Origin of the sequence: Pseudomonas sp. B392_1p, assembly GCF_052245235.1 — a bacterium.
GTDB classification, from domain to species: Bacteria; Pseudomonadota; Gammaproteobacteria; order Pseudomonadales; family Pseudomonadaceae; genus Serpens; species Serpens gallinarum.
Genome location: NZ_JBQPXM010000006.1, coordinates 102,789 through 125,424 on the forward strand (window position 1 = coordinate 102,789; position 22,636 = coordinate 125,424).

22 protein-coding genes and 1 tRNA gene are annotated in these 22,636 nt (G+C 60.5%); 7 read left to right on the forward strand and 16 right to left on the reverse strand.

Annotated features, from left to right (window positions below):
- Window positions 1-42 precede the first annotated feature (42 nt).
- The 3 genes from nagZ to ACTV8E_RS10635 are packed head-to-tail and all read right to left on the reverse strand — an operon-like array spanning window position 43 to window position 2,349.
- Window positions 43-1,041, reverse strand: a complete 999-nt coding sequence (gene nagZ / locus ACTV8E_RS10625) for a beta-N-acetylhexosaminidase (RefSeq protein WP_443199579.1) — start codon at window positions 1,039-1,041, stop codon at window positions 43-45.
- Window positions 1,042-1,066: 25 nt separating this feature from the next.
- Window positions 1,067-1,594 (reverse strand): L,D-transpeptidase, encoded by a 528-nt coding sequence (locus ACTV8E_RS10630; RefSeq protein ID WP_251835307.1) that lies wholly within the window; start codon window positions 1,592-1,594, stop codon window positions 1,067-1,069.
- Window positions 1,595-1,641: 47 nt separating this feature from the next.
- Complete coding sequence (locus ACTV8E_RS10635; protein ID WP_251835306.1) at window positions 1,642-2,349, reverse strand: TetR/AcrR family transcriptional regulator; 708 nt, start codon at window positions 2,347-2,349, stop codon at window positions 1,642-1,644.
- A 203-nt stretch (window positions 2,350-2,552) separates the two neighbouring features.
- Here ACTV8E_RS10635 and lexA point away from each other — a divergent pair, with 203 nt between their 5' ends.
- Together lexA and sulA are read left to right on the forward strand one after the other, a co-directional pair.
- Complete coding sequence (gene lexA / locus ACTV8E_RS10640) at window positions 2,553-3,164, forward strand: transcriptional repressor LexA (RefSeq protein ID WP_251835305.1); 612 nt, start codon at window positions 2,553-2,555, stop codon at window positions 3,162-3,164.
- A gap of 17 nt (window positions 3,165-3,181) precedes the next feature.
- Window positions 3,182-3,646: an SOS-induced cell division inhibitor SulA gene (gene sulA / locus ACTV8E_RS10645; protein WP_443199486.1), complete on the forward strand. Its 465-nt coding sequence runs from the start codon at window positions 3,182-3,184 to the stop codon at window positions 3,644-3,646.
- A 25-nt stretch (window positions 3,647-3,671) separates the two neighbouring features.
- Here sulA and ACTV8E_RS10650 read toward each other — a convergent pair whose 3' ends face one another.
- From ACTV8E_RS10650 to fadB, 6 genes are all read right to left on the reverse strand, one after another.
- Window positions 3,672-3,899, reverse strand: coding sequence for a hypothetical protein (locus ACTV8E_RS10650; RefSeq protein WP_251835304.1), 228 nt, complete (start codon window positions 3,897-3,899; stop codon window positions 3,672-3,674).
- 183 nt (window positions 3,900-4,082) lie between these two features.
- Window positions 4,083-4,595, reverse strand: a complete 513-nt coding sequence (locus ACTV8E_RS10655; protein WP_443199487.1) for a DUF6586 family protein — start codon at window positions 4,593-4,595, stop codon at window positions 4,083-4,085.
- A gap of 81 nt (window positions 4,596-4,676) precedes the next feature.
- Window positions 4,677-7,283, reverse strand: coding sequence for a type I DNA topoisomerase (gene topA, locus ACTV8E_RS10660; protein ID WP_443199488.1), 2,607 nt, complete (start codon window positions 7,281-7,283; stop codon window positions 4,677-4,679).
- Between the two features lie 105 nt (window positions 7,284-7,388).
- A complete protein-coding gene (locus ACTV8E_RS10665; protein ID WP_251835301.1) occupies window positions 7,389-7,631 on the reverse strand; it encodes a DUF1653 domain-containing protein in 243 nt (80 codons plus the stop codon).
- A 92-nt stretch (window positions 7,632-7,723) separates the two neighbouring features.
- Window positions 7,724-8,899 carry an acetyl-CoA C-acyltransferase FadA gene (fadA, locus tag ACTV8E_RS10670; protein ID WP_443199489.1) on the reverse strand — a complete coding sequence of 392 codons (1,176 nt, stop codon included), beginning with the start codon at window positions 8,897-8,899 and terminating at the stop codon, window positions 7,724-7,726.
- A gap of 30 nt (window positions 8,900-8,929) precedes the next feature.
- Window positions 8,930-11,077, reverse strand: coding sequence for a fatty acid oxidation complex subunit alpha FadB (gene fadB, locus ACTV8E_RS10675; RefSeq protein ID WP_443199490.1), 2,148 nt, complete (start codon window positions 11,075-11,077; stop codon window positions 8,930-8,932).
- Window positions 11,078-11,469: 392 nt separating this feature from the next.
- On the opposite strand from fadB, the gene ACTV8E_RS10680 reads away from it, so the two are divergent.
- The gene (locus ACTV8E_RS10680; protein WP_251835298.1) at window positions 11,470-11,910 is read left to right on the forward strand and encodes a universal stress protein; all 441 of its coding nucleotides are present in this window, start codon (window positions 11,470-11,472) and stop codon (window positions 11,908-11,910) included.
- A 66-nt stretch (window positions 11,911-11,976) separates the two neighbouring features.
- Here the strand turns inward: ACTV8E_RS10680 and ACTV8E_RS10685 are convergent, their stop codons facing one another.
- Window positions 11,977-12,663 (reverse strand): DUF6901 family protein, encoded by a 687-nt coding sequence (locus tag ACTV8E_RS10685; protein ID WP_443199491.1) that lies wholly within the window; start codon window positions 12,661-12,663, stop codon window positions 11,977-11,979.
- A 14-nt stretch (window positions 12,664-12,677) separates the two neighbouring features.
- Window positions 12,678-14,600 (reverse strand): ATP-binding cassette domain-containing protein, encoded by a 1,923-nt coding sequence (locus ACTV8E_RS10690; protein WP_443199492.1) that lies wholly within the window; start codon window positions 14,598-14,600, stop codon window positions 12,678-12,680.
- Between the two features lie 153 nt (window positions 14,601-14,753).
- On the opposite strand from ACTV8E_RS10690, the gene ACTV8E_RS10695 reads away from it, so the two are divergent.
- The gene (locus ACTV8E_RS10695) at window positions 14,754-16,703 is read left to right on the forward strand and encodes a transglycosylase SLT domain-containing protein (protein WP_443199493.1); all 1,950 of its coding nucleotides are present in this window, start codon (window positions 14,754-14,756) and stop codon (window positions 16,701-16,703) included.
- Here ACTV8E_RS10695 and ACTV8E_RS10700 read toward each other — a convergent pair.
- The 4 genes from ACTV8E_RS10700 to moaB all read right to left on the reverse strand — a co-directional run bounded on the left by ACTV8E_RS10700 (window position 16,692) and on the right by moaB (window position 20,435).
- A complete protein-coding gene (locus ACTV8E_RS10700; RefSeq protein WP_443199494.1) occupies window positions 16,692-17,495 on the reverse strand; it encodes an MOSC domain-containing protein in 804 nt (267 codons plus the stop codon). The genes ACTV8E_RS10695 and ACTV8E_RS10700 overlap by 12 nt on opposite strands.
- 100 nt (window positions 17,496-17,595) lie before the next feature.
- Window positions 17,596-18,516 carry a chemotaxis protein CheV gene (locus ACTV8E_RS10705; protein WP_251835293.1) on the reverse strand — a complete coding sequence of 307 codons (921 nt, stop codon included), beginning with the start codon at window positions 18,514-18,516 and terminating at the stop codon, window positions 17,596-17,598.
- A 171-nt stretch (window positions 18,517-18,687) separates the two neighbouring features.
- Window positions 18,688-19,899, reverse strand: a complete 1,212-nt coding sequence (locus ACTV8E_RS10710; protein ID WP_443199495.1) for a molybdopterin molybdotransferase MoeA — start codon at window positions 19,897-19,899, stop codon at window positions 18,688-18,690.
- Window positions 19,896-20,435, reverse strand: coding sequence for a molybdenum cofactor biosynthesis protein B (gene moaB / locus ACTV8E_RS10715; protein ID WP_443199496.1), 540 nt, complete (start codon window positions 20,433-20,435; stop codon window positions 19,896-19,898). The genes ACTV8E_RS10710 and moaB overlap by 4 nt, the downstream gene beginning before the upstream one ends.
- Before the next feature lie 69 nt (window positions 20,436-20,504).
- On the opposite strand from moaB, the gene mobA reads away from it, so the two are divergent.
- From mobA to ACTV8E_RS10730, 3 genes are all read left to right on the forward strand, one after another.
- Window positions 20,505-21,119 carry a molybdenum cofactor guanylyltransferase MobA gene (mobA, locus tag ACTV8E_RS10720; protein WP_251835290.1) on the forward strand — a complete coding sequence of 205 codons (615 nt, stop codon included), beginning with the start codon at window positions 20,505-20,507 and terminating at the stop codon, window positions 21,117-21,119.
- 85 nt (window positions 21,120-21,204) lie between these two features.
- Window positions 21,205-21,281: transfer RNA gene (locus ACTV8E_RS10725), tRNA-Pro, on the forward strand.
- A gap of 429 nt (window positions 21,282-21,710) precedes the next feature.
- Complete coding sequence (locus tag ACTV8E_RS10730; RefSeq protein ID WP_251835289.1) at window positions 21,711-21,941, forward strand: hypothetical protein; 231 nt, start codon at window positions 21,711-21,713, stop codon at window positions 21,939-21,941.
- Between the two features lie 251 nt (window positions 21,942-22,192).
- On the opposite strand, the gene ACTV8E_RS10735 is transcribed toward ACTV8E_RS10730, so the two are convergent.
- Window positions 22,193-22,624, reverse strand: a complete 432-nt coding sequence (locus ACTV8E_RS10735; RefSeq protein ID WP_443199497.1) for a hypothetical protein — start codon at window positions 22,622-22,624, stop codon at window positions 22,193-22,195.
- Window positions 22,625-22,636 lie beyond the last annotated feature (12 nt).

Here is a 22,636-nt window from a genome sequence, read left to right on the forward strand (position 1 = left end):
GGATGATCTCGCGGCTGCACAAAACATGCAGTGGGTTGAACGTCAGGAAATCAAATCAGCAGCCCGCAGAGCCGTCACGGCGGCCAGCCAGCGCGGATGCTGGCGATACTCGGTGGTGGCAAATCCCCGCCCGCGCATGGGTGCCAGATTCGTCGGGGCCTGCACCTTGAGTCGCTGCAGCGCGCTCAATGCCAGCTCGGCGGCGGCGCGATCGTTGCACACCAATCCCATATCGCAGCCGGCCAACAAGGCTGCCTCGATTCGCGCCGCAGCGTCGCCCGCCACATGGGCACCGGCCATAGACAGATCGTCGCTGAAAATCACGCCGTTGAACCCCAGCTCGCCGCGCAGGATGTCCTGCAACCAGCGACGGGAGAAGCCTGCCGGGCGCTCATCAACCTGCGGGTAAATGACATGCGCCGGCATGATCGCTGCCAGTTGCCCTGCCAGCCTCGTGAACGGCTGCAGATCCTGAGCACGGATCTGCTCAAGACTGCGCTCGTCAACTGGGATGGCCACATGTGAGTCCGCTTCCGCCCAGCCATGTCCCGGAAAATGCTTGCCGGTGGCAGCCATGCCGGCAGCGTTCATGCCACGGATAAAGGCGCCTGCCAGCTGGGTGGCTCGCTTGGGATCAGCATTGAAAGAACGGCTGCCGATGACCCCACTGCGCCCGCAATCCAGATCCAGCACCGGTGCAAAGCTCAGATCCAGGCCGACCGCCAGCACTTCCGTAGCCATCAGCCAACCGCACTGCTCGGCGAGTAATTCTGCTTCGGCGCACCCGGCAATATCGCCCATCGCCGGCAACCGCACGAAATCGCGGCGCAGACGCTGAACACGCCCGCCTTCCTGATCCACAGCCAACAACAGATCAGGACGCACGGCGCGAATCGAGGCACTCAGCTCACGCACCTGACGCGGAGACTCGATATTGCGGGCAAACAGGATCAGCCCGCCGACTTGGGGTTGACGCAGCAATTGCCGGTCCTCGGTTGTCAGCCAGGTGCCGGCGATATCCAGCATCAGGGAACCCTGCAGGGCAACACTCATGGGCGATCCTTTTTTATTCAGTCAGTGCAGCCGTCGCCCAGTCAGGACAAGGCGCTTCATCAATACGCACCGGACAATGCAGCGGCACCCGGCCGAACAGTTCCAGCAAATCGGTATTACGCAGGCGCACGCAGCCATGGGATAACGGCACGCCCATGGGTTCGCAGTCCGGCGTGCCGTGCAGATAGATATAGCGGCGAAAGGTATCGACCTCACCCAACCGGTTGCGGCCCGGCTCACGGCCGCTGAGCCAGAGGATCCGTGAGAGAATCCAATCCCGACCGGGAGACGCCGCGTGCAACGCTGGCGTCCAGACTTCACCCGTCCAGCGCCTGCCGCGCAACACGGCCCCCAACGGTAGATCTGCGCCGATTTTCGCTCGCACCTGATGCAGGCCACGGGGTGTGCAACCCGAGCCGTAACGCTCGCCTGGGCCATTGACCGCAGTCGATACGCGCAGGCGCAAACACAGCGCCCCTTCGGCAAAGCCGTAAAGGGTCTGGTCAGCCAGTGAAATATGTAGGAAGTCGAGGGCGCGCATGGGCGGCTAGCTTAGCCGATCAGGCCTGCCACGCCCATCGCTGGAGTTCAGACCTTGACCGCTAATGAACCGGTTTTTAGGCGAGGGCGCAGATGCGCCGTCAGCAAGGCGGGGTCGGTGATTCCGGTCTCCGCACGCATGCCTGCCGCAAGGAATGGCACCATCATCCGCATGACCTGTTCAATCGAGGTATGCACCCCATAGTCATTCTCGACCATGGCGCGCAGGGCCTTGATACCCGACATGCTGAACGCTGTCGCGCCGAGCATGAAGTGGATGCGCCAGAAAAGCTCCACCGGCGGAATTTTCGGCGCCGCCTCATTGACCAGCAGCATGTAGCGGCGAAATACCTTGCCATAGACCTCTTCGAGGTATTTACGCAGGTGCCCCTGGCTCTGACTGAAGGCCAGGCCAAGCAGGCGCATGAAAATCGACAGATCGTTGCCGCTGCGCGGCTTCACCGAGAGGGCCTGATCGAGCAGCATTTCCAGCAGCTCTTCGAGGGTCGCCTTGTGCTCGGGCTTCGCTTGGCGGCGATCCAGCTCGCGCTCCAGGCTGGCACTAAAAGGGCCGAGGAAACGCGAAAAGACGGCTTGAATAAGCGCTTTCTTTGAGCCGAAATGGTAATTTACGGCAGCAAGGTTAACGCCAGCCTTGCTGGTAATCAGACGCAGTGATGTTTCAGCGAAACCTTTCTCCGCGAACAATTGTTCTGCCGCATCGAGAATACGCTCGACCGTTTCAGATTGGGCCATGGCTCACTTACACCTGACAAACACTTGTTTGAAACATACGTTTTCGTCTACGGCACGTCAAGCTACAGCCTCCAGACGGCCATTCTTTCACCATCACGAATCACGCTTCTTTGCGCTCTTCGTATGAGCCAAAGGATTGATTGCCCCTTCTTCAAACTACTGTATATAATCCCAGTCACTGGATAAATAGACAGAGTCTGGACATGCTGAAATTGACGCCCCGCCAAGCCGAGATCCTGGCCATCATCAAGCACAGCCTGGAACAGTATGGCTATCCTCCTACGCGTGCAGAAATCGCCCAGAAACTCGGTTTCAAATCTCCCAACGCTGCCGAAGAGCACCTGAAAGCCCTCGCACGTAAAGGTGCTATCGAGATGACTCCAGGCGCCTCACGCGGCATTCGCATCCCGGAATCTGACGCCATTGCCAGCGAAGATGACGGCCTTCCGGTCATCGGCCGCGTCGCTGCCGGTGCGCCGATTCTTGCTCAGCAGCACATCGAAGACTCCTGCAAACTTGACCCCGGCATGTTCAAGCCGCGGGCCGACTATCTGTTACGCGTCCATGGCATGAGCATGAAAGACGTCGGCATTTTCGATGGCGACCTACTTGCAGTGCACATCACCCGTGAGGCACGCAACGGGCAGATCGTCGTCGCCCGCCTGGACGATGAAGTCACCGTCAAACGCTTCAAACGCGAAGGCAGCAAGGTTTGGCTGCTGGCTGAAAATCCCGACTTCGCACCCATTGAAGTCGACTTGAAGCATCAACAACTGACTATCGAAGGGCTGAGCGTCGGCGTAATACGCCGCTAACTTGGCAAGGAGCTTCCATGCAGTACTCGCATTCGCCAGAACGCCTCCAACCCGGCCTGTTCGATGCCGTACTGATGGCATCGCCAGGTCGAACCCTGCTCGACACTGCGCCCGTTGATACGACGGAGACCTTCAGCGAGTTAGCGCTACGCGGCTCGCATCAGCATTGCCGATACTTGCTGGGCTCCATTTTTCGCGAGCTCAGCCTGGCTGCAGACGCCCGTTGGCTGACACTCATTGCGCCGCCAGCATTGATCAGCCCGGCCTGGCTGCGCGATGCTCAACTTAATCGCGAACGCATCATGCTGCTGCAACCACGGGGCGAACAAAGCGCTCTGAACCTTGCCTGCGAAGCCTTGCGCCTGGGGCGAAGCCACACCGTGATCAGTTGGCTACAGCCCCTTGCGCCTTCCGCGTGCCGATTACTCGCCTGCGCTGCTCACCAAGGCGGCGCGCAAAGTCTGAATATTCGCTTGGATTGAAAGAAGGAACGCCAAGCCACCTAAGTCAATGCAGAACGCGTTCCGCATCCTGAAAGTCACCTTCGGCCATACGTCCGGCCATCTGCAAGCCGACACTCAACATGGCCTTGGCCACCTCGACGTGCTGCTCATTCAAAAAGGCGCGGGCATCAGAGGAGAATTCCAGCGTCACCAGTGCCTCCTCGTCATCCGCACGACGCAGAACAATGCGCCCATCGGACAGTTCAACGATTTCCAGGAAGGCAGTCGACATAATTTCTCGGATTCCTACACAAGGCCGCGCATTGTAGCAGCGACGCAATTCAATGCCCTAGAGTCCGTTGGCCTTTTGTCGCCTCTGATTGTGCTTCGGACTAGCAAAGGAGCATTTCCACGCCAGGAAGCAGGCCCGCAGACACCCTGACGCCGCGCCTGAAGCACCTGCAGGCGAGACGGATCAGTTTTCGCTCAAGCCCTCCCTGAAGCGCAGAACCAGCGTTTTGAGTTCACTGCGCCACATATCCAGGAGCTCCGGGGTCAGTGTCGCCTCCTCTTCGCCCAGATTGACCGCAGTGATCAGCGACGATGAAGTTACCGGTTCGACCTGGCCCGTCTCGCGTGGTGGCTGCAGCAGCAGACCGTGGGCACGTAGCAATTGGCCAAGCCAGGAATTCTGGCGGCCCGCCAGCTCGGCCAACTCACTCAACTCCGGATTGGGCTTGTCAGTCAGCCGCGCAGCATCCAGAAACGCCTCGATCTGCCCAGCTTCGGGCATGCGGTAATAACCGGCAATTTCGTGACAGAGCGCCAGTACGGCGCCATGCAAATGAAACAGCGCGGCTTCTCGCTCGGCTTGGTCCCGTCCTGAGGCATTCACCGCGCTCAACAGGTTCGCGGCGCGCCAGCTCTCTAGCGCCAGCGCCGCAAAATAAAGCTTTTGATTGGTTCGGGTATAACGCTCACGGGCCATGCTTTTGACTCCCACAGGGACTGGTACAACCAAAAAAGGGGCAACCTCGTTGGCCGCCCCCTTCGTCATTTCATCACGCAATCAGCGCTTGTCTTCGACCTTCCACTTGCCGTCGGCGTAGAACGCCTTCCAGCCCGTCGGCTTACCGTCGATCTCGGACTGCACATACTGCTCCTTGGTCTTGCGACTGAAGCGGATCACTGCCGGATTACCGTCTGGGTCCTTCTGCGGCGCGCTCAGCAGGTAGTGGAATTTCGGATCCAGCTCGGTCTTGTGCGGAATCAACTCGAACACGCGCGGCGCACGGGTTTCACGATTCTTGGGGAACTGGCTGGCGGCCAGGAACAATCCCGAGGCGCCATCACGCAGCACATACGTATCGTTGACCTTTTCGCACTTGAGCTCCGGCATCGGGATCGGATCGCTCTTGGGCGGCGCCGCCTCGCCGCTTTTCAGCAGCTTGCGCGTGTTCTTGCAGTCGCTGTTGGTGCAGCCAAAAAATTTGCCGAAACGCCCGGTCTTGAGCTGCATCTCGCTGCCGCACTTGTCGCATTCCAGGCTTGGGCCTTCATAGCCCTTGATGCGGAACTGGCCCTCTTCGATCTCATAGCCAGAGCAATCTGGATTATTACCGCAGATGTGCAGCTTGTGCTTCTCATCCAGCAGATAGGCATCCATCGCCGTGCCGCACTTGGCGCAGCGATGCTTGCCGAGCAGCACGCGTGATTCCGACTCGCCTTCGTCGTCCGCCGCGATTTCATCGCCCGGAACCAGGTTGAGGGTTGATTTGCAGCGCTCCTTGGGCGGCAGACTGTAACCGGAGCAGCCCAGGAACACGCCCGTGGAAGCCGTGCGGATCATCATCGGCCGGCCGCACTCCTTACAGGGAATATCAGTCAGGGTCGGCTGATTGGCGCGCATGCCGCCTTCGCTGGCTTCGGCCACGTCGAGATTCTTGCGGAACTTGCCATAAAAGGTGTTCAGCAGGTCCTTCCAGTCGCGCTGGCCCTGGGCGACGTCATCAAGGCGCTCTTCCATACCGGCGGTGAAGCCGTAATCCATCAGGTCCGAGAAGCTTTCTGCGAGGCGGTCGGTGACGATATCGCCCATTTTTTCAGCGTAGAAGCGACGATTCTGCACCGTCACATAGCCACGATCCTGAATGGTCGAGATGATCGCTGCATAGGTGGACGGTCGCCCGATGCCGCGCTTCTCCAACTCCTTGACCAGGCTGGCTTCGGAGAAGCGTGCCGGCGGCTTGGTGAAATGCTGGCTGGGGTCGAGCTGGATCAGCGCCAGAGCTTCGCCTTGCGCCATGTCCGGCAGCACTGCGTCTTCGCCCGGTTTGCTCTGTTGCGGCAACGCACGGGTGTAGCCGTCGAATTTGAGAATGCGGCCCTTGGCGCGCAGCTCGAAATCACCTGCAGCAACGCTGACGGTGGTTGACAGGTACTTAGCCGGCGGCATCTGGCACGCCACGAACTGGCGCCAGATCAATTCATACAGCCGCTCGGCGTCACGCTCCAGGCCAGACAACTGGGTCGGGCGCAGATTGACATCCGAGGGGCGAATGGCTTCGTGCGCTTCCTGGGCGCCTTCCTTGCTGGAATAGACGTTGGCTTTTTCCGGCAGGTACTGATCACCGTACTCGCTGCTGATAAAGCTGCGCACCATCTCGACGGCATCCTGCGAGAGATTGGTCGAGTCGGTTCGCATATAGGTGATGTAACCCGCCTCGTAGAGACGCTGGGCCATCATCATGGTTTTCTTCACCCCGAAGCCCAGGCGAGTGCTTGCTGCCTGCTGCAGGGTCGAGGTAATGAACGGCGCCGACGGCTTACTTGATGTCGGCTTGTCCTCGCGTTTGACGACGCTGTAGCTGGAAGCCTTGAGCTTTTCCAGCGCGGCCATGGCATGGGTTTCGTTGAGCGGCTTGAAGGCGTCGCCCTTTTCGCGCACCACTTCAAAGCGCACCTGATCTTTTTTGGCGGTGCCCAGATCGGCATGCACCTCCCAATATTCTTCCGGGACGAAGGCGCGAATCTCTCGCTCGCGTTCAACCACCAGTTTTACCGCCACCGACTGCACGCGCCCGGCGGACAGGCCACGGGCGATCTTTGACCAGAGCAGTGGCGAGACCATGTAACCCACCACGCGGTCGAGGAAGCGGCGTGCTTGCTGGGCATTGACGCGATTGATGTCCAGCTCGCCGGGCTGGGAGAAGGCTTCCTGGATAGCCTTTTTGGTGATCTCGTTGAACACCACGCGCTTGTAGCGACTGTCGTCGCCACCGATGGACTCGCGCAAATGCCAGGCAATCGCCTCCCCCTCTCTATCCAAGTCGGTTGCGAGATAGATGGTGTCGGCATCCTTGGCCAGGCGGCGCAACTCCTCGACAACCTTTTCCTTGCCCGGCAGGATTTCATAGCGGGCCTTCCAACCCTGCTCGGGATCAATTCCCATGCGCGCGAACAGCTGGCGCTTGGCTTTTTCCTTGGGTGACAGCGCAGGCGCCTCACCGGCCGCAGCCTTGCCGCGCTTGGCCGGCTCCTTGTTAGCCGTTGAACCGCTGGTAGGCAGGTCACGGATATGGCCGATGCTCGACTTCACCACGTACTGGTTGCCCAGGTACTTGTTGATGGTCTTGGCCTTGGCCGGTGATTCCACGATGACCAGCGATTTACCCATGGATCGGAAAGTTCCTGAATTCAATAAAGAGGAGGGCGGGCCACTTATGCGGCACCGCTATATATAGTGGTGATCAATACGAGGTCAAGGGACTGACGTCAATCTTCAATCCGGGCGCTGGCCGATCTGCGGCTCTTCCGCTTGGATCAAGGCAAAACGTGGCAAACGCTCGCCGTTGACTTCAACCGTCTCACAAAACATGCTCATCGGCCTGACCCACAGGCCGTATTCACCGTACAGCGCTTGGTAGATCACCATCCATTCTTCGCTTTCGGAATGCTGAGCAACACCGAAAACGCGATACTCGTGACCTTTGTAATGGCGATAAAGGCCGGCTGTTAACTTCATCGGCAAACCTTCGTAACCCTGTAGGGAATTATTTTTGCTGTAAACGAAAACCGGGGCACAAGGCCCCGGTTTCGTCATCCGCCGCGAGCGCTTTAAACGCGTTCGAAGACGGTGGTGATGCCCTGGCCGAGACCAATGCACATGGTCGACACGCCCAGGGTACCGCCGTTCTGCTTCATTACGTTAAGCAGAGTACCGGAGATACGCGCACCAGAGCAACCGAAGGGGTGGCCCAGAGCAATGGCGCCGCCATTCAGGTTGACCTTCTGCTCTATCTTGTCAAGAAGCTTCAGGTCTTTGAGGACCGGCAGCGCTTGGGCCGCGAAAGCTTCGTTGAGCTCGACGTGATCGATGTCATCCATGGTCAGACCGGCACGCTTGAGCGCCTTCTGAGTGGACGGCACCGGGCCGTAACCCATGATCGCCGGGTCGACACCAGCAACCGCCATGGCGCGAATCACCGCCATTGGCTGAATACCCAGATCCTTGGCCCGCTGGGCGGACATGACGATCATGCAGGACGCGCCGTCAGTGATCTGCGAGGAGGTCCCCGCCGTCACGGTGCCGCCCTTGGGGTTGAACGCCGGCTTCAGGTTCGCCAGGCTTTCCAGGGTGGTTTCCGGGCGAATGGTTTCGTCGTAGTCGAAAACCTTCAGGAAACCGTTCTCGTCGTAGCCTTGCATCGGGATGATTTCATCCTTGAACTTGCCTTCGACGGTGGCCTGGTGAGCCAGACGATGCGAACGCTCACCGAAGGCGTCCTGCGCCTCGCGGCTGATGCCATGCATCTTGCCGAGCATTTCCGCGGTCAACCCCATCATCCCCGAGGCCTTGGCGGCGTACAGGGACATGTGTGGGTTCGGATCGACGCCGTGCATCATGCTGACGTGACCCATGTGTTCCACACCACCGACGACGAATACATCGCCGTTGCCGGTCTGGATGGCCTGCACGGCAGTGTGCAACGCACTCATCGACGAACCGCACAGGCGGCTGACGGTTTGCGCAGCACTGGTGTGCGGGATCTGGGTCATCAGCGACGCCATGCGGGCGATGTTCCAGCCCTGCTCCAGGGTCTGGTTGACGCAGCCCCAGATCACGTCTTCGACTTCGGCCGGGTTGACCTTGTCGTTACGGTTCAGCAGCTCACGGATCAGGTGCGCCGACATGTTCTCGGCACGGGTGTTGCGGTGCATGCCGCCCTTCGAGCGGCCCATCGGGGTGCGGCCGAAATCGACAATAACCGCGTCTCTCGGATTAAGACTCATATCTCTCTATCTCGCTCTGTTCTGTCCGCGTTAACCGAAGAACTTCTGGCCGTTGGCGGCCATTTCACGAAGCTTGGCAGTCGGGGTATACAGCGGGCCGAGGTCGGCATACTTGTCGGCCAGGGCAACGAATTCAGCTACACCGATGGAATCGATGTAACGCAGCGCACCACCCCGGAAGGGCGGGAAGCCAATGCCGTAAATCAGACCCATGTCAGCTTCGGCAGCCGTCTCGACGATGCCGTCTTCCAGGCAACGCACGGTTTCCAGGCACAGCGGGATCATCATGAAGTTGATGATGTCCTCGTCGGTGACTTCGCGCTGTTCGTAAACGATCGGCGCCAGCACTTCCTGCACGCTGGCGTCCACAACCTTCTTCGGTTTGCCGCGCTTGTCGGTCTCGTAAACGTAGAAGCCCTTGCCGTTCTTCTGCCCCAGGCGGTTGGCTTCATACAGGGCATCGATGGCGGAGCGACGATCATCCTTCATGCGATCCGGGAAGCCTTCGGCCATCACATCGCGGCCATGGTGGCCGGTGTCGATGCCGACCACGTCCATCAGGTACGCGGGGCCCATGGGCCAGCCGAACCGCTCCATGATCTTGTCGATGCGCACGAAGTCCACACCGGCGCTGACCAGCTTGGCGAAGCCGCCGAAGTACGGGAACAGTACGCGGTTGACCAGGAAGCCCGGGCAGTCGTTGACCACGATCGGGTTCTTACCCATCTGCTTGGCGTAGGCCACGGTGGTGGCAACGGCCTCTTCGCTGGACTTCTCGCCCCGGATCACTTCCACCAGCGGCATCATGTGCACCGGGTTGAAGAAGTGCATGCCGACGAAGTTTTGCGGACGCTTGAGGGCCTTGGCCAGCAGGTTGATGGAGATGGTCGAGGTATTGGAGGCCAGGATCGCATCTTCACGCACATGGCCTTCTACCTCAGCCAGCACGATCTGCTTGACCTTCGGATTCTCGACCACGGCTTCGACGACGATGTCGACGTTGCCGAAATCGCCATAGGACATGGTCGGACGGATGGCGTTGAGCGCCTCGGCCATCTTCGCGGCGGTCAGGCGGCCCTTGTCAACGCGATTGCCCAGCAGCTTGGAGGCCTCGTTCAGCCCCATCTGGATACCCTCTTCACGGATATCCTTCATCAGGATCGGCGTGCCCTTGACGGCCGACTGATAGGCGATACCGCCCCCCATGATGCCAGCGCCCAGAACAGCGGCCAGTTTCACGTCGCGCGATTGCTTGTCGTAAACCTTGGCCTTCTTCTTGAGTTCCTGGTCGTTGAGGAACAGACCGATCAGGCTGGCCGCAACCGGCGTCTTGGCCAGTTTGACGAAGCCGGCAGCTTCGATTTCCAGCGCCTTGTCCCGACCGTGGTTGGCGGCCTTCTGGATGGTCTTGATGGCTTCAACCGGCGCAGGGTAGTTCGGGCCGGCCTTGCCAGCCACGAAACCCTTGGCGGTCTCGAAGCTCATCATCTGTTCCATGGCGTTGAGCTTGAGCTTTTCCAGCTTGGGCTGACGCTTGGCCTTGTAATCGAGCTCACCGGAAATGGCGCGCTTGATCAGGTCCAGGGCGGCGGCTTGCAGTTTGTCTGCGGCAACCACGGCATCCACAGCGCCGACCTTCAGTGCAGCATCCGCTCTGTTTTCAGCACCGCCAGCGATCCACTCGATGGCGTTGTCGGCACCGACGATACGCGGCAGGCGCACAGTGCCACCGAAGCCCGGGTAGATGCCCAGCTTCACTTCCGGCAGGCCGATCTTGGCACTGTCGGCCATAACGCGGTAATCGGCGGCCAGGCACATTTCCAGACCACCACCCAGGGCGATGCCGTTGATGGCGACCACGGTGGGCACGTTGAGGTCTTCGAAATCGCTGAAGATCTTGTTGGCTTCGAGGTTGGCGGCAACCAGCTGCTCATCGGGCAGCTGGAAGTTGTCGACGAATTCGGTGATGTCGGCGCCGACGATGAACACGTCCTTGCCACTGCTGACAATGACGCCCTTGACCGACGCATCGGCCTTGAGCGTGTCGACGGCTTGACGCAGCTCGTTCAGGGTGAGGCGGTTGAACTTGTTGACGGACTCACCCTTGAGGTCGAAATTCAATTCGACGATGCCGCCCTCAAGAGCCTTAACCGTGATGGCTTTACCTTCGTAAATCATCAACTGATCTCCAGGTATGGAAGCTGAACAGTTATACATCGAACGCCGGTTGCAACAGGCAAACGGCCTGCCATTGCCGGCACACCCATCGATGCATCTAGTCGTGCGTTTAGAGTGCTGCGCATGGCAAACGCTCAATTCATACGATCGTTTGATTCGGGTGCGCTCACCTTCGTGGAAAAGGCTCCGCTTGTCAATTAGGGGATTTACAGAGAAACGCGATCCGTTTAGCGCAGCACAGGGACAGATTCTTCATGCGCCTATGCGGATGGCCGCTGCATGACCGCCATGGACTGCGTGTTCTCCATGGGTTAGAACCCTGGTGGGCGCTATCTGTCTTGCAAGGTCATACTTAGAGTCACCCCGCACTCGCACGTTCAAGGAGAGACACCATGGTTTATCAGCACATTTTGGCGGCCATCGACCTGACCGAGGAATGTCATGCGGTCATAGAACGGGCCCAGTCTCTGGCGCAGGCCCATCAGGCGCGCTTGTCACTGGTGCATATAATCGAACCGATGGCCATGGCCTTCGGCGGCGATGTGCCCATGGACCTGTCAATGCTGCAGCAACAGCAGTTCGATCAGGCCCGCGAACGTCTGAATGGTTTTGCCGGACGCTATCCGCAACTGACCGAGGACCACATACACCTGACCTATGGGCAGCCGCGCCAGGAAATTCACCGTTTGGCCACCGAGCAGAATTGCGACGTGATCGTGGTCGGCAGCCATGGTCGACATGGCCTGGCGCTGCTGCTCGGCTCCACCGCCAACGACCTGTTGCATGGCGCGCCTTGCGACGTGCTGGCGGTTCGGCTACGCAAGGCCGAGTAAGCCGTTGCGCCAAGGGGTAACCACAGGTTACCCCTGCATTGTGCCCACGCCAGCCAAGCGCCTCCTTTACTCCAGCCCGTCCCCCGAACTCATCACTTGCGGACGAATTTTCTGTAGCTGAGTCTCCAGGGAAACCGTCATGCTTGAGGCCAAAGAAAAGAAGGTCAGAAAGGCCTTGAGGTTGGAATCGGCCTTGCACGTTGTGTGAATCCGCTGCCAGAACGCCTGGTTGACCAACTGTAATTGCTGGAACAGCTTGACCAGCCCGCGCAGCTCCCAGTCCGGTCGCCGACCTTCGCGGAAGTTGAAATACTGGCGCGCCAGATACAGGGAAACCGCACGCAGGATAAACTCCTGATTGCTGGCAAACGGCAGATGCTGCTGAGCCATGGGCTTGAGCCGCGACAAAGCCGGACAGGCGCTGGTCGCCATGATTACACCGAGCAATGAGCGCAGGCCTTCTTCCAGGCTCACCAGCTTGTGATATTCCCGCTCGGGAGTGCGCACCCAGACCATGGCCCGGGTGAAGGCCGGCAAGCCCTGAAAATCCTCGATCACTTGATGCAGGTCCACTGCCGCCGGGCAATGGCTGTAGTCATTCTTGCTCAGCGGGCAATTGCTGCACTGCTGATGTTCAAGTCGCGTCCAGGCCGGCGCTGCGACCGCAAGATTGCGGTCATAGGCACGGTCCAGTTGGATCCGGTAACTGAACTCGTGCTCTTCATCGAGAATGATCCGGTACTCGATCGCCATTCAGCGCTCCATGGTCAATGTTCCAATTCGGCCCACCGTTCAAGCAGACCATCCAACTCCTGCTGCAGGCTTTCCAGCTGCGCCAGCGCTGTGCTGACCTCCTCCGCCGGACGGCTGTAGAACGCCGGATCGGAAGTCTCCACTTGCAGGGCTGCCAACTGCTGTTCCACGGCATCGATCTGCCCCGGAATCGCCTCCAGCTCGCGCTGCAGTTTGTAACTGAGTTTTTTCTTCGCTGCAGGTACTGGCTCGCTAACTGGCGATGCGGTAGCTGCCGGTTCGCTCTTGGCCGCTGCTTTTTCCGCCTTGTCACTGTCCGCCTTGTCGCTGGCACCCAGCAGCCGTGGCGAGCCGCCCTGGCGCAACCAATCCTGATAACCGCCGACGTATTCGCGTACCTGACCATTGCCTTCGAACACCAGCGTGCTGGTCACCACGTTATCCAGGAAGACCCGGTCGTGGCTGACCATCAGCACCGTGCCCGGGAAGTTCAACAGCACTTCTTCGAGCAGTTCCAGGGTTTCCACGTCGAGGTCGTTGGTCGGTTCGTCGAGCACCAGCAGGTTGGCCGGCTTACTGAATAGCTTGGCGAGCAAAAGACGTGCCCGCTCGCCACCGGACAGCGCCTTGACCGGGGTACGGGCACGCTGTGGGCTGAACAGGAAGTCGCCCAGGTAGCTGAGCACATGGCGGCTCTGCCCATCGATGGTGATGAAATCACGACCCTCGGCCACGTTATCGATCACGGTCTTTTCCGGCTCGAGCTGGTGACGCAATTGGTCGAAATACGCCACTTCCAGCTTGGTACCCACTTCAATGCTGCCACCCGTAGGTTGCAGATCGCCGAGCAACAGCTTGAGCAGGGTCGTCTTGCCGGTCCCGTTGGCACCGAGCAGGCCAATGCGGTCGCCGCGCTGCAGAACCATGGAGAAATCCCGTATTAGCGGCTCACCACCGGCATGGGCGAAGCTGACATTCTCCACGACGATGACCTGCTTGCCGGATTTGTCCGCGGTTTCCACCTGGAACGTCGCCTTGCCCTGACGCTCGCGACGTTCGGCACGCTCGGCGCGCATCGCCTTCAAAGCCCGTACACGGCCTTCGTTACGGGTGCGTCGGGCCTTGATACCCTGACGAATCCACACTTCTTCCTGGGCCAGCTTTTTATCGAACAGAGCGCTGGCGCTTTCTTCCGCTGCCAGTTGCTGTTCCTTGTGCAGCAGGAAGCTGGCGTAGTCGCCGTTCCAGTCGATCAGATGGCCGCGATCCAGCTCGAGGATGCGCGTGGCCAGGTTCTGCAGGAAGGAACGGTCGTGGGTGATGAACAGCACCGCGCCGTTGAAATTCACCAAGGCTTCTTCCAGCCAGGCGATGGCGCCGATGTCCAGGTGGTTGGTCGGCTCGTCGAGCAGCAGCAGGTCGGGTTCTGCCACCAGTGCCTGGGCCAACAGCACCCGGCGACGCCAGCCGCCGGACAGCTCGGCCAGGGTCTTGTCGGCCGGCAGCTGCAGGCGGCTCAGGGTGCTGTCCACCAGTTGCTGCAGACGCCAGCCATCTTTGGCTTCCAGCTCCTGCTGCACGTGCATGAGCTTGTTGAGGTCTTCGTCGGTGTGAATGTTCTGGCTCAGGTGATGGTACTGGGCCAACAGCTCACCCACTCCGGCCAGTCCCTCGGCGACCACATCGAATACCGTGCGCTCGTCGGCGCGCGGCAGTTCCTGCGGCAATTCGCCAATTTTTAGCGACGGCGCTCGCCAGATCTCACCGTCATCCGGGGCCTGTTCTCCCTTGACCAGGCGCAGCATGCTGGACTTGCCGGTGCCGTTGCGGCCAATGATGCACACCCGCTCGCCCCGGGCCACCTGCCAGGACACTTGTTCCAATAGCGGCGTGGCGCCGTAAGCCAGGGATACATCGGTGAATTTGAGCAACGTCATGGGCGCCTCCGGAAACAGGGCGCGCATTCTAACAGCTTCGCGCCCGCAGCTCCCGAAATGGCCTGATACAGGGCATTCGTCGGATGATCACGGGTTTGGGCAAGACATCCGGCTAAGCTCTTGCCACCTAGCGTTACGTTGTCAGGGAGCCCCATGTACCGACGTCTGCTTCATCTTTCCTGCCTGGTACTTGCCCTCGGCTCAATGACCCCAGCTCAAGCAGCCAGTCTCGACCAGCAACGCACCTGGTACGACCAGGCCCAGCGCGCGCTGGCCAAGGGCGACGCCGGCCCCTATTACCGGCACCGTGCGGAATTGCAACGTTATCCGCTTGAGCCCTACCTGGCCTATACGGAACTGAATTCGCGGCTGAAACAGGCCAGCAACGCTCAGGTCAGCAAGTTTCTCATTGAGCACGGCGACCTGCCTCAGGCCGGCACCCTGAAGCGCAACTGGTTAAAACTGCTGGCTGCACGCAGTGACTGGAAAGCCTTTCTGGACCATTACGATCCGACCCTCAATGACACCGAACTGGACTGTCTGTACGGGCAATATCAGTTGACCCACGGCCAGCGGGAAGCGGGCCAGGCGACGGCCGAACGCCTCTGGTTGGTCGGCAAATCCCAACCCGAAAGCTGTGACGCCCTGTTCACGCTCTGGGCCAAACAAGGCCAGCCCAGCGAAGGGCTGCGCTGGCAACGTGCCCTGCTGGCCGCCGAAGCGCGCAACCTGGGCCTGACCAGCTACCTGGTCAAGGGCCTTGGCACCCTGCGTCGCGAAGGCGCCCTGCTGCTGGACGTTATCAACAATCCCGAACTGCTGCGCCAGCGGGGCCGGTTTTCCTCCACCAGCACCGCCATGACCGACGTCGTTGGCCTCGGCCTGCGCCGCCTGGCTCGCCAGAACGCAGATCTGGCTTTGGAGCTGCTCGACGACTACGCCGCTCGCCTGCGCTTCTCTGCCGAGGAAAAGGTCGCCATCGCCCGCGAAATCGGCCTGACCCTGGCCAGGCGTTTCGACGCCCGCGCCTTGAAAGTCATGGCCGAGTACGACCCGGAGCTACGCGACGATACGGTCAGCGAATGGCGGGCTCGCCTGCTGCTGCGCCTGGGTCGCTGGGATGAAGCCCACCAGCTGACGTCGCGCCTGCGCGGTGATCTGGCCAGCAGCAGTCGCTGGCGCTACTGGAACGCACGCAGCCTGCAACTGGCGCAACCCGGTAATCGGGATGCTATGGACCTGTACCGTCTGGTGGCAGGCGAGCGCGACTTTTACGGCTTCTTGGCCGCTGACCGAATCAAAAGTCCTTACAACCTCAATCATCAGCCCTTGAGTATCGATCCGAAGACCCTGCACAGCGTGCGCAGTACGGCCGGCATCCGTCGTGCCCTGGAGCTCCATGCGCGTGGCCACTATGTCGATGCCCGCCGCGAGTGGTATCACATCAGCCGCGTATTCAGCCGGGAGGAGCTGATCGCCCAGGCCAAGCTCGCCCACGACCTGGACTGGCATTTTCCCGCCATCCGCACCCTTAGCCAGGCGCGCCACTGGGACGACCTGGACGTCCGCTTCCCTATGCCCTACCGCAGCAGCCTGACGAGCGCCGCAAAATCACGCGGCCTACACTCCAGCTGGGTGTACGCCATCACCCGCCAGGAAAGCGCCTTCATGGACGACGCACGCTCCCATGCCGGCGCCATCGGCTTGATGCAGCTGATGCCTGCCACGGCGCGGGAAACCGCACGCAGGTTCGGCATTTCCTTGAACTCGACCTACCAGGTGCTCAAGCCAGAAACCAATATCCAGTTGGGCACCGCCTATCTGAGCCAGGTCAGCGCCCAATTCGATGGCAATCGAATCCTCGCCTCGGCTGCCTACAACGCCGGCCCCACCCGAGTGCGCCAATGGCTGCGAGGTGCCGACCACTTGGAGTTCGATGTCTGGGTGGAAAACATTCCGTTCGATGAAACCCGCCAATACGTGCAGAACGTGCTTACCTACTCGGTAATCTACGGCCAGAAACTCAACGCCCCGCAGCGGTTGGTGGAGCGTCACGAGCGCAGCTTGCAGTGGCAGCGAACCGCCGGTCGATCAGTTGAGTAACTCGACGGGCATTCCCACTTCCAGCCACCCCTCGCCCTCGACGAGCAGGTTTTGCCCGAACATCACTCCCTTTTCACCACGCCGGTAGGTCTGCAGCGTGGCCAGCGGCTCCAGGTCAACGCTGCGCTCGCCGGTATCCGGATCGAGGGTAGTAATCGCGCAGCGCGTGCAGGGTTTGACCACCTGGAATTCGACCTCGCCAATGCGAATACGCCGCCAGCCATCTTCGGCATAGGGTAGGCTGCCGTCGATAACCAGGTTCGGCCGGAAACGACGCATCTCCAACGGGCGGCCCACGCGTGCCGACAGGTCCTCGAGCGAGGCCTGACCAATCAGCAACACGGGAAAACCATCGGCGAAGGCCACGCGCCGACCGTCGCCGGCATAGCGCCTGTCTACTTGCCGTGTACGGTGCGCAGGTACGTACACCAGACGGCAGGCGCGGCCCAGCAAGCGGCTCGCCCAGTCCGCCGCCGCATCGCCGGCATCTGGCACGTTCAATTCGTCCTTCCACACACTGACCGAGCTCAGAGCCTGGTCAGCCGCAGGCAGGTCCACCAACAGCGGTGACATTTCCGGCGCGCTAAGCAACAACTGCTGCTCACTCTGCCAGCGAGCCTGCAGCCGGGTCATGGCCGGCAGTACACGTTGCGAGAGAAACCGCCCACTGTCCGCATCCACCAGCATCCAGCGCCGATCGCCGTGCAAACCGAGCTCGTCTACCGGGGAGGCCTGCAGGCGTTCGCCCATGGCAGACTTGAGCGGATAACGATACAGCGCGGACAGGTGCATGACAGGATCTCCAGGGGGCACGCAATGGACAAGCCGCCAGCATAACGGACAGGCCTGTTCTTGCGCACCCGCGCCGGCGTACCCGGCGTACCCGGCGTACTCAGTCTCGCAGTAGGCGGTCGCGAATCACGTCTACCAGGCGGTCCGGCTGGAATTTGGAGAGGAAGTTATCGCACCCGACTTTCTTCACCATCGCCTCGTTGAAGTTGCCCGACAGCGAGGTATGCAGCACCACGTACAGATCACGCAGGCGCGGGTCCTGGCGAATTTCAGCAGTCAACCGGTAGCCGTCCATTTCGGGCATTTCTGCGTCGGTAAACACCATCAGCAGCTTATCGGTCAGCACTTCGCCCGCATCGGCCCATTGCTGGAGCTTCTGCAGGCCTTTCAAGCCGTCGCTGGCGGTGTGGATTGTCAAGTTCAGTTGAGAGAGGGTCTCGCTCAGTTGCGCAAGTGCCACGCCGGAGTCGTCCACGATCAGCACTTCACGTCCAGCGGCCTTCTTAAAGATCGGGTCCGCCAGCAGCTCGCTGGACACCTGTGCGTTGTAGGGCACGATCTCGGCCAGCACTTTTTCCACGTCGATGATTTCCACCAGTTGGTCATCGACCTTGGTGATTGAGGTCAGATAATGCTGGCGGCCGGCGCCACTGGGCGGAGGCTGCACCGCTTCCCAATTGAGGTTGAAGATGCGCTCGACGCTGCTGACCAGGAACGCCTGCACTGACCGGTTGTATTCCGTAACGATGATGGTGCTCGCTTCAGACTGCAGCGGACGCATGCCGATTGCCTTGGCAAGGTCGATGACCGGCAGGGTCTGCCCGCGCAGGTTGACCACACCACACACGCATGGATGCCGGTGGGGCATACGGTTCAGGCGCGGCATCTGCAGGACTTCCTGCACCTTGAAGACGTTGATTGCAAAGAGCTGCCGCCCGGACAGGCGGAACAGGAGAATCTCCAGGCGATTCTCACCCACCAATTGGGTTCGTTGGTCTACTGAATCGAGAATGCTGGCCATGCCTGCTCCTGTGTTATCCGTCGGATCTAACCTGCTGCTGTCAGGTTATCGGCCGAGGCAGGCGCAGCTGTAGTGCTTTGGCGGGAAGGTCAGCTTACGGCGCATTCGGCATAGCCAGAATGCAAGCGCAACGCCTGCCTCTTGCAGAGCAACGCAAGCTATGCGCAGACGCTAATTCAAGACCTCGCTGAACGGGATGAAACGCACCGGATCGCCTTCGGAAAACGTTGTATTTTCGCGCACCTCCACCAGGCCTTCGGCCCAGGCAGCGCTGAGCAAAACGCCAGAGCTCTGGTTCGCATACATCACCGCACGTCCCTGTTCCACGCGGGCGCGCAGGTACTCGCGGCGCTTGCCCGGTTTGCTCCAAACAAAGCCCGACGGCACGTCAAACCCCAGCGGCACCACGCTGGTCACGCCCAGTCGGCGTAACAGATAGGGTCGGGCCAGCAACGCGAAGGTCACCAGCGTCGAGGCTGGATTACCGGGCAATCCGAGCACCGGAACGCCTCGATAGTGCCCGCAGGTCAGCGGCTTGCCCGGTTTGATCGCCAACTTCCAAAAAGCCAGTTCGCCTGCCTCGCGCAGTACCTGGCCGAGAAAATCCGCCTCGCCGACCGAAACGCCTCCACTGGACAGAATCAGATCGACCTCGCCCAGACGCGCCAACGCTTCACGGGTGGCCTGCGCATCGTCAGGCAGGATGCCGGCATCCACCACCGTGCAGCCCAGACGTTGCAACCAGCTGCACAGCACACGACGATTGCTGTTGTAGATTTGTCCAGGGCCCAGCGGCAGCCCCGGCTCCACCAATTCATCGCCCGTCGACAGCACCGCCACGCGTGGTCGGCGGCGCACCCGCAGACTCGCCTGCCCCAGCGATGCTGCCAGGCCTAGCTCTATGGGCCCCAACCGGCTGCCGGCCGCCAGCACGCAATCGCCGATGCGGGTCTCCTGCCCCTTGGGCCGTACGTTCTGGCGCGTCCTGAGCGGTTGCAGAAAACGCACTCGGCCATCCGCCAGCACCTCGACGTTTTCCTGCATTTCAACGCAGTCTGCGCCTTCGGGCAGCGGCGCACCGGTGAAAATCCGTGCACAACTCCCCGGTTGCAACAGCGTCGGCGCGCTGCCAGCGAAGAGCCGCTGCCCGACCGGCAGTGGCTCGCCCTGCCAGTCGGCGAGATTCAGCGCGTAACCGTCCATCGCGCTGTTGTCCCAGGGCGGCAAATCGAGCCCGGCCAACAGCGCATCAGCCAGCACCCGGCCTTGCGCCTGATCCAGAGTCACCTCTTCGCAGTCGACAATCGGAGTCGCGTCGGCCAGCGCCAGCAGCCGCTCCAGCGCAGCATCTAGCGGCAATAAAGCCGAAGGTTCGCTGCTCATCCGCGACTCCCACACGCCTCGGCGCGCACGAGGTGCGCCACGAAGTTACACGGACGATGGCGGGCATCCAGCTGTTCGGCGAGGATACTGTCCCAGGCTGTGCGACAGGCATTGGTGGACCCCGGCAGGCAGCACACCAGCGTGCGGTTGGCCAGGCCGGCCAGCGCTCGGGACTGCACGGTGGAGGTACCGATGTCGGCGTAGGAAACCTGCCGGAACAGCTCACCGAAACCATCCACCTGCTTGTCGAACAGGCAGCTCACCGCCTCTGGGGTGCTGTCGCGCCCGGTAAAGCCGGTGCCACCAGTGATCAGGACCACCTGGATGCGCTCATCGGCAATCCAGGTCGCGACTTGCGCGCGAATCTTGTAAAGATCGTCCTTGAGCAATACCCGCTCGGCGAGGGCATGGCCGGCAGCCGTCAGGCGGTCAACGAACAGTTGACCGGAAGTGTCGGTTTCCAGACTTCTCGTATCACTTACGGTGAGTACGGCAATACTTAGGGGAACAAAAAGCGCATCAGCCTTGTGATTCATGAACAGCTTCCAGTTGTGGGGTTCACGTCGCAGTGTTATATCACAGCCCCCTGCCCCAGGAGCCCCGCCATGCCTGCCCCCTTAGTCCTGCCATCCTGCTCGGTACTTCTGCTGGCGGGCGGACGTGGCCAACGCATGGGCGGCCGGGACAAAGGACTGATCGACTGGCAGGGCCGCCCGTTGATTGCCTGGTTGCATGACTGCGTCCGACCGCTGACCGACGATCTGATCATTTCCTGCAACCGCAATATCGATCGCTATCGGCCCTTCGCCGACCGCCTGGTGACCGATCAGAATGATGATTTTCCAGGCCCTCTGGCGGGCATACGCGCCGGCCTTGCAGCTGCCAGGCACGACCACCTGCTGATTTTGCCCTGCGATGCCCCCCTGATCGACGGCGACCTGATCGATGCCATCCGCCAGCAGGCCGTCCGTCACCCACAGCGACCCGTAATGCTGCGCCAGGGTGATCATTGGCAGCCTCTGTTCAGCCTGATTCCGGTGAGCTTGCGTGACAGTATCGAGCACGCCTGGCTTGCCGGTGAACGCGCGCCTCGACACGTTTTAATTCGCCACGGCGCCATTGCCCTGGATTGCCCGGAGGACGATATTCGCCTCGCCAACCTGAACACCCCGGACTTGCTACAGCACGCCGTTCCGGCCGGTAACCCAGGCGGCACATGACCCCGCTTGTCACCGGGCCGCGAAAAAAATCCCCCCTAACCCCTTGTGCATCAAAAGTTTTTCGGTACAATGCGCGCCATCCAAACGGAGCGTAGCGCAGCTTGGTAGCGCGTCTCGTTCGGGACGAGAAGGTCGCAGGTTCGAATCCTGTCGCTCCGACCAAATTCCCGAAAAACCCGCCTTGCTCGGCGGGTTTTTCTATTTCAAGATTTCTCTACCCCTATGCACGTCCGCTGCAAATGGGCTAGAGTGACCCTCGTTAGTTATCAAGTCGACCGTCACCCGGTGTGGATTTCCAGGCGATTCCCGTTCGCCAACGCTGGAAGTCACACTTCGAAAGACCCTCAAAAGCCCGACGAACGATCAGTACGGAACCACAGGGATCAGAACCTTATCCCTGCCGCACGCAAACTTGATAACCCGCCGCACAACTGTCATGTAGCTTGCTTAAGCTTTACTTAGCAGGTTACGGAACCTTCCGTTGGCGGCACTGCTCCGATAAGGAACATTACGACCACTCAGGTGAGTGGCGGGATTCGGAGCCTTCACAAACGGCTACAGTCGTTTTTTGCAAAAGGAACACATAATAATATGTCTATTCAACATCGCGCCCAGGACGCAATCCGCGTTCTATCCGAAGCCTTCGCACCGCTTGACTGCCATTTTCTGGCACCCAGCCGCAAAGGTAATTTCAGCTTCACGCTGGTAAACGAGCACGGCATCGCCTGTCACAGCGAACGCCTCTACCCTGAGCATTATCAGGGCAGCGAGCGATTGCAACGCGTCATCGAACGCGCCCGCAGCAAGACTCTGGCGGCGTAACCGACAACAGAACGATACAGGTAGCTCATGACCTACCATCCTCACCCAAGCCCCGCTATCCCGCGGGGCTTTCTGCTTTTTGGACTCGCGAAATCCGCTCGACGGAATTGAGCAGTCTCACACCGAAAAACCTCAGCACGCTCGTCCAATCTTCGACGCGTCACCCTAGCGCGCAGCCTCACTTACAAGCATTTCTCGTGGTACGCCTGGATTCCTGGATGACATCAGCCAGCCTTCCAACGAGCGGCACTTCAGTGCAAGCCGCGTAATCCCGTGGGGACGCTAGGCTCGTCGACCGCCTCCCAAGGACCACCCGGCTGGCCGGCGCAGTACCAGCCATTGCTCCAGCGGTAGTAAAGGCGTTCGCGGTAATAGAGTGATTGGCCACTGACCACATAGACCCCCAGCTGATTGTCCCAATGGGCATCCAGGTGTGGAGGCGGCGCGTAACGCGGATGCGTCTTGCGCGTGGCCGGGACTGACGGCGTTCCCGGGGAAGGCGTGGCCGGGACCGCAGGCGTAATCACCGGACGGGTCGGTGATTCAGGCACAGGCGCTGGCTGGCGCTGTGGTTGTGAACCGGGCAGATGGTAGACCGCATCGCTGGCACAGCCCGCCAGTACCACCATCAGCGATCCCAGGACGACTCGACTCAGGTGCAAACAGGGCGCGCGCCGCTGCATCTCTTCTCCAGA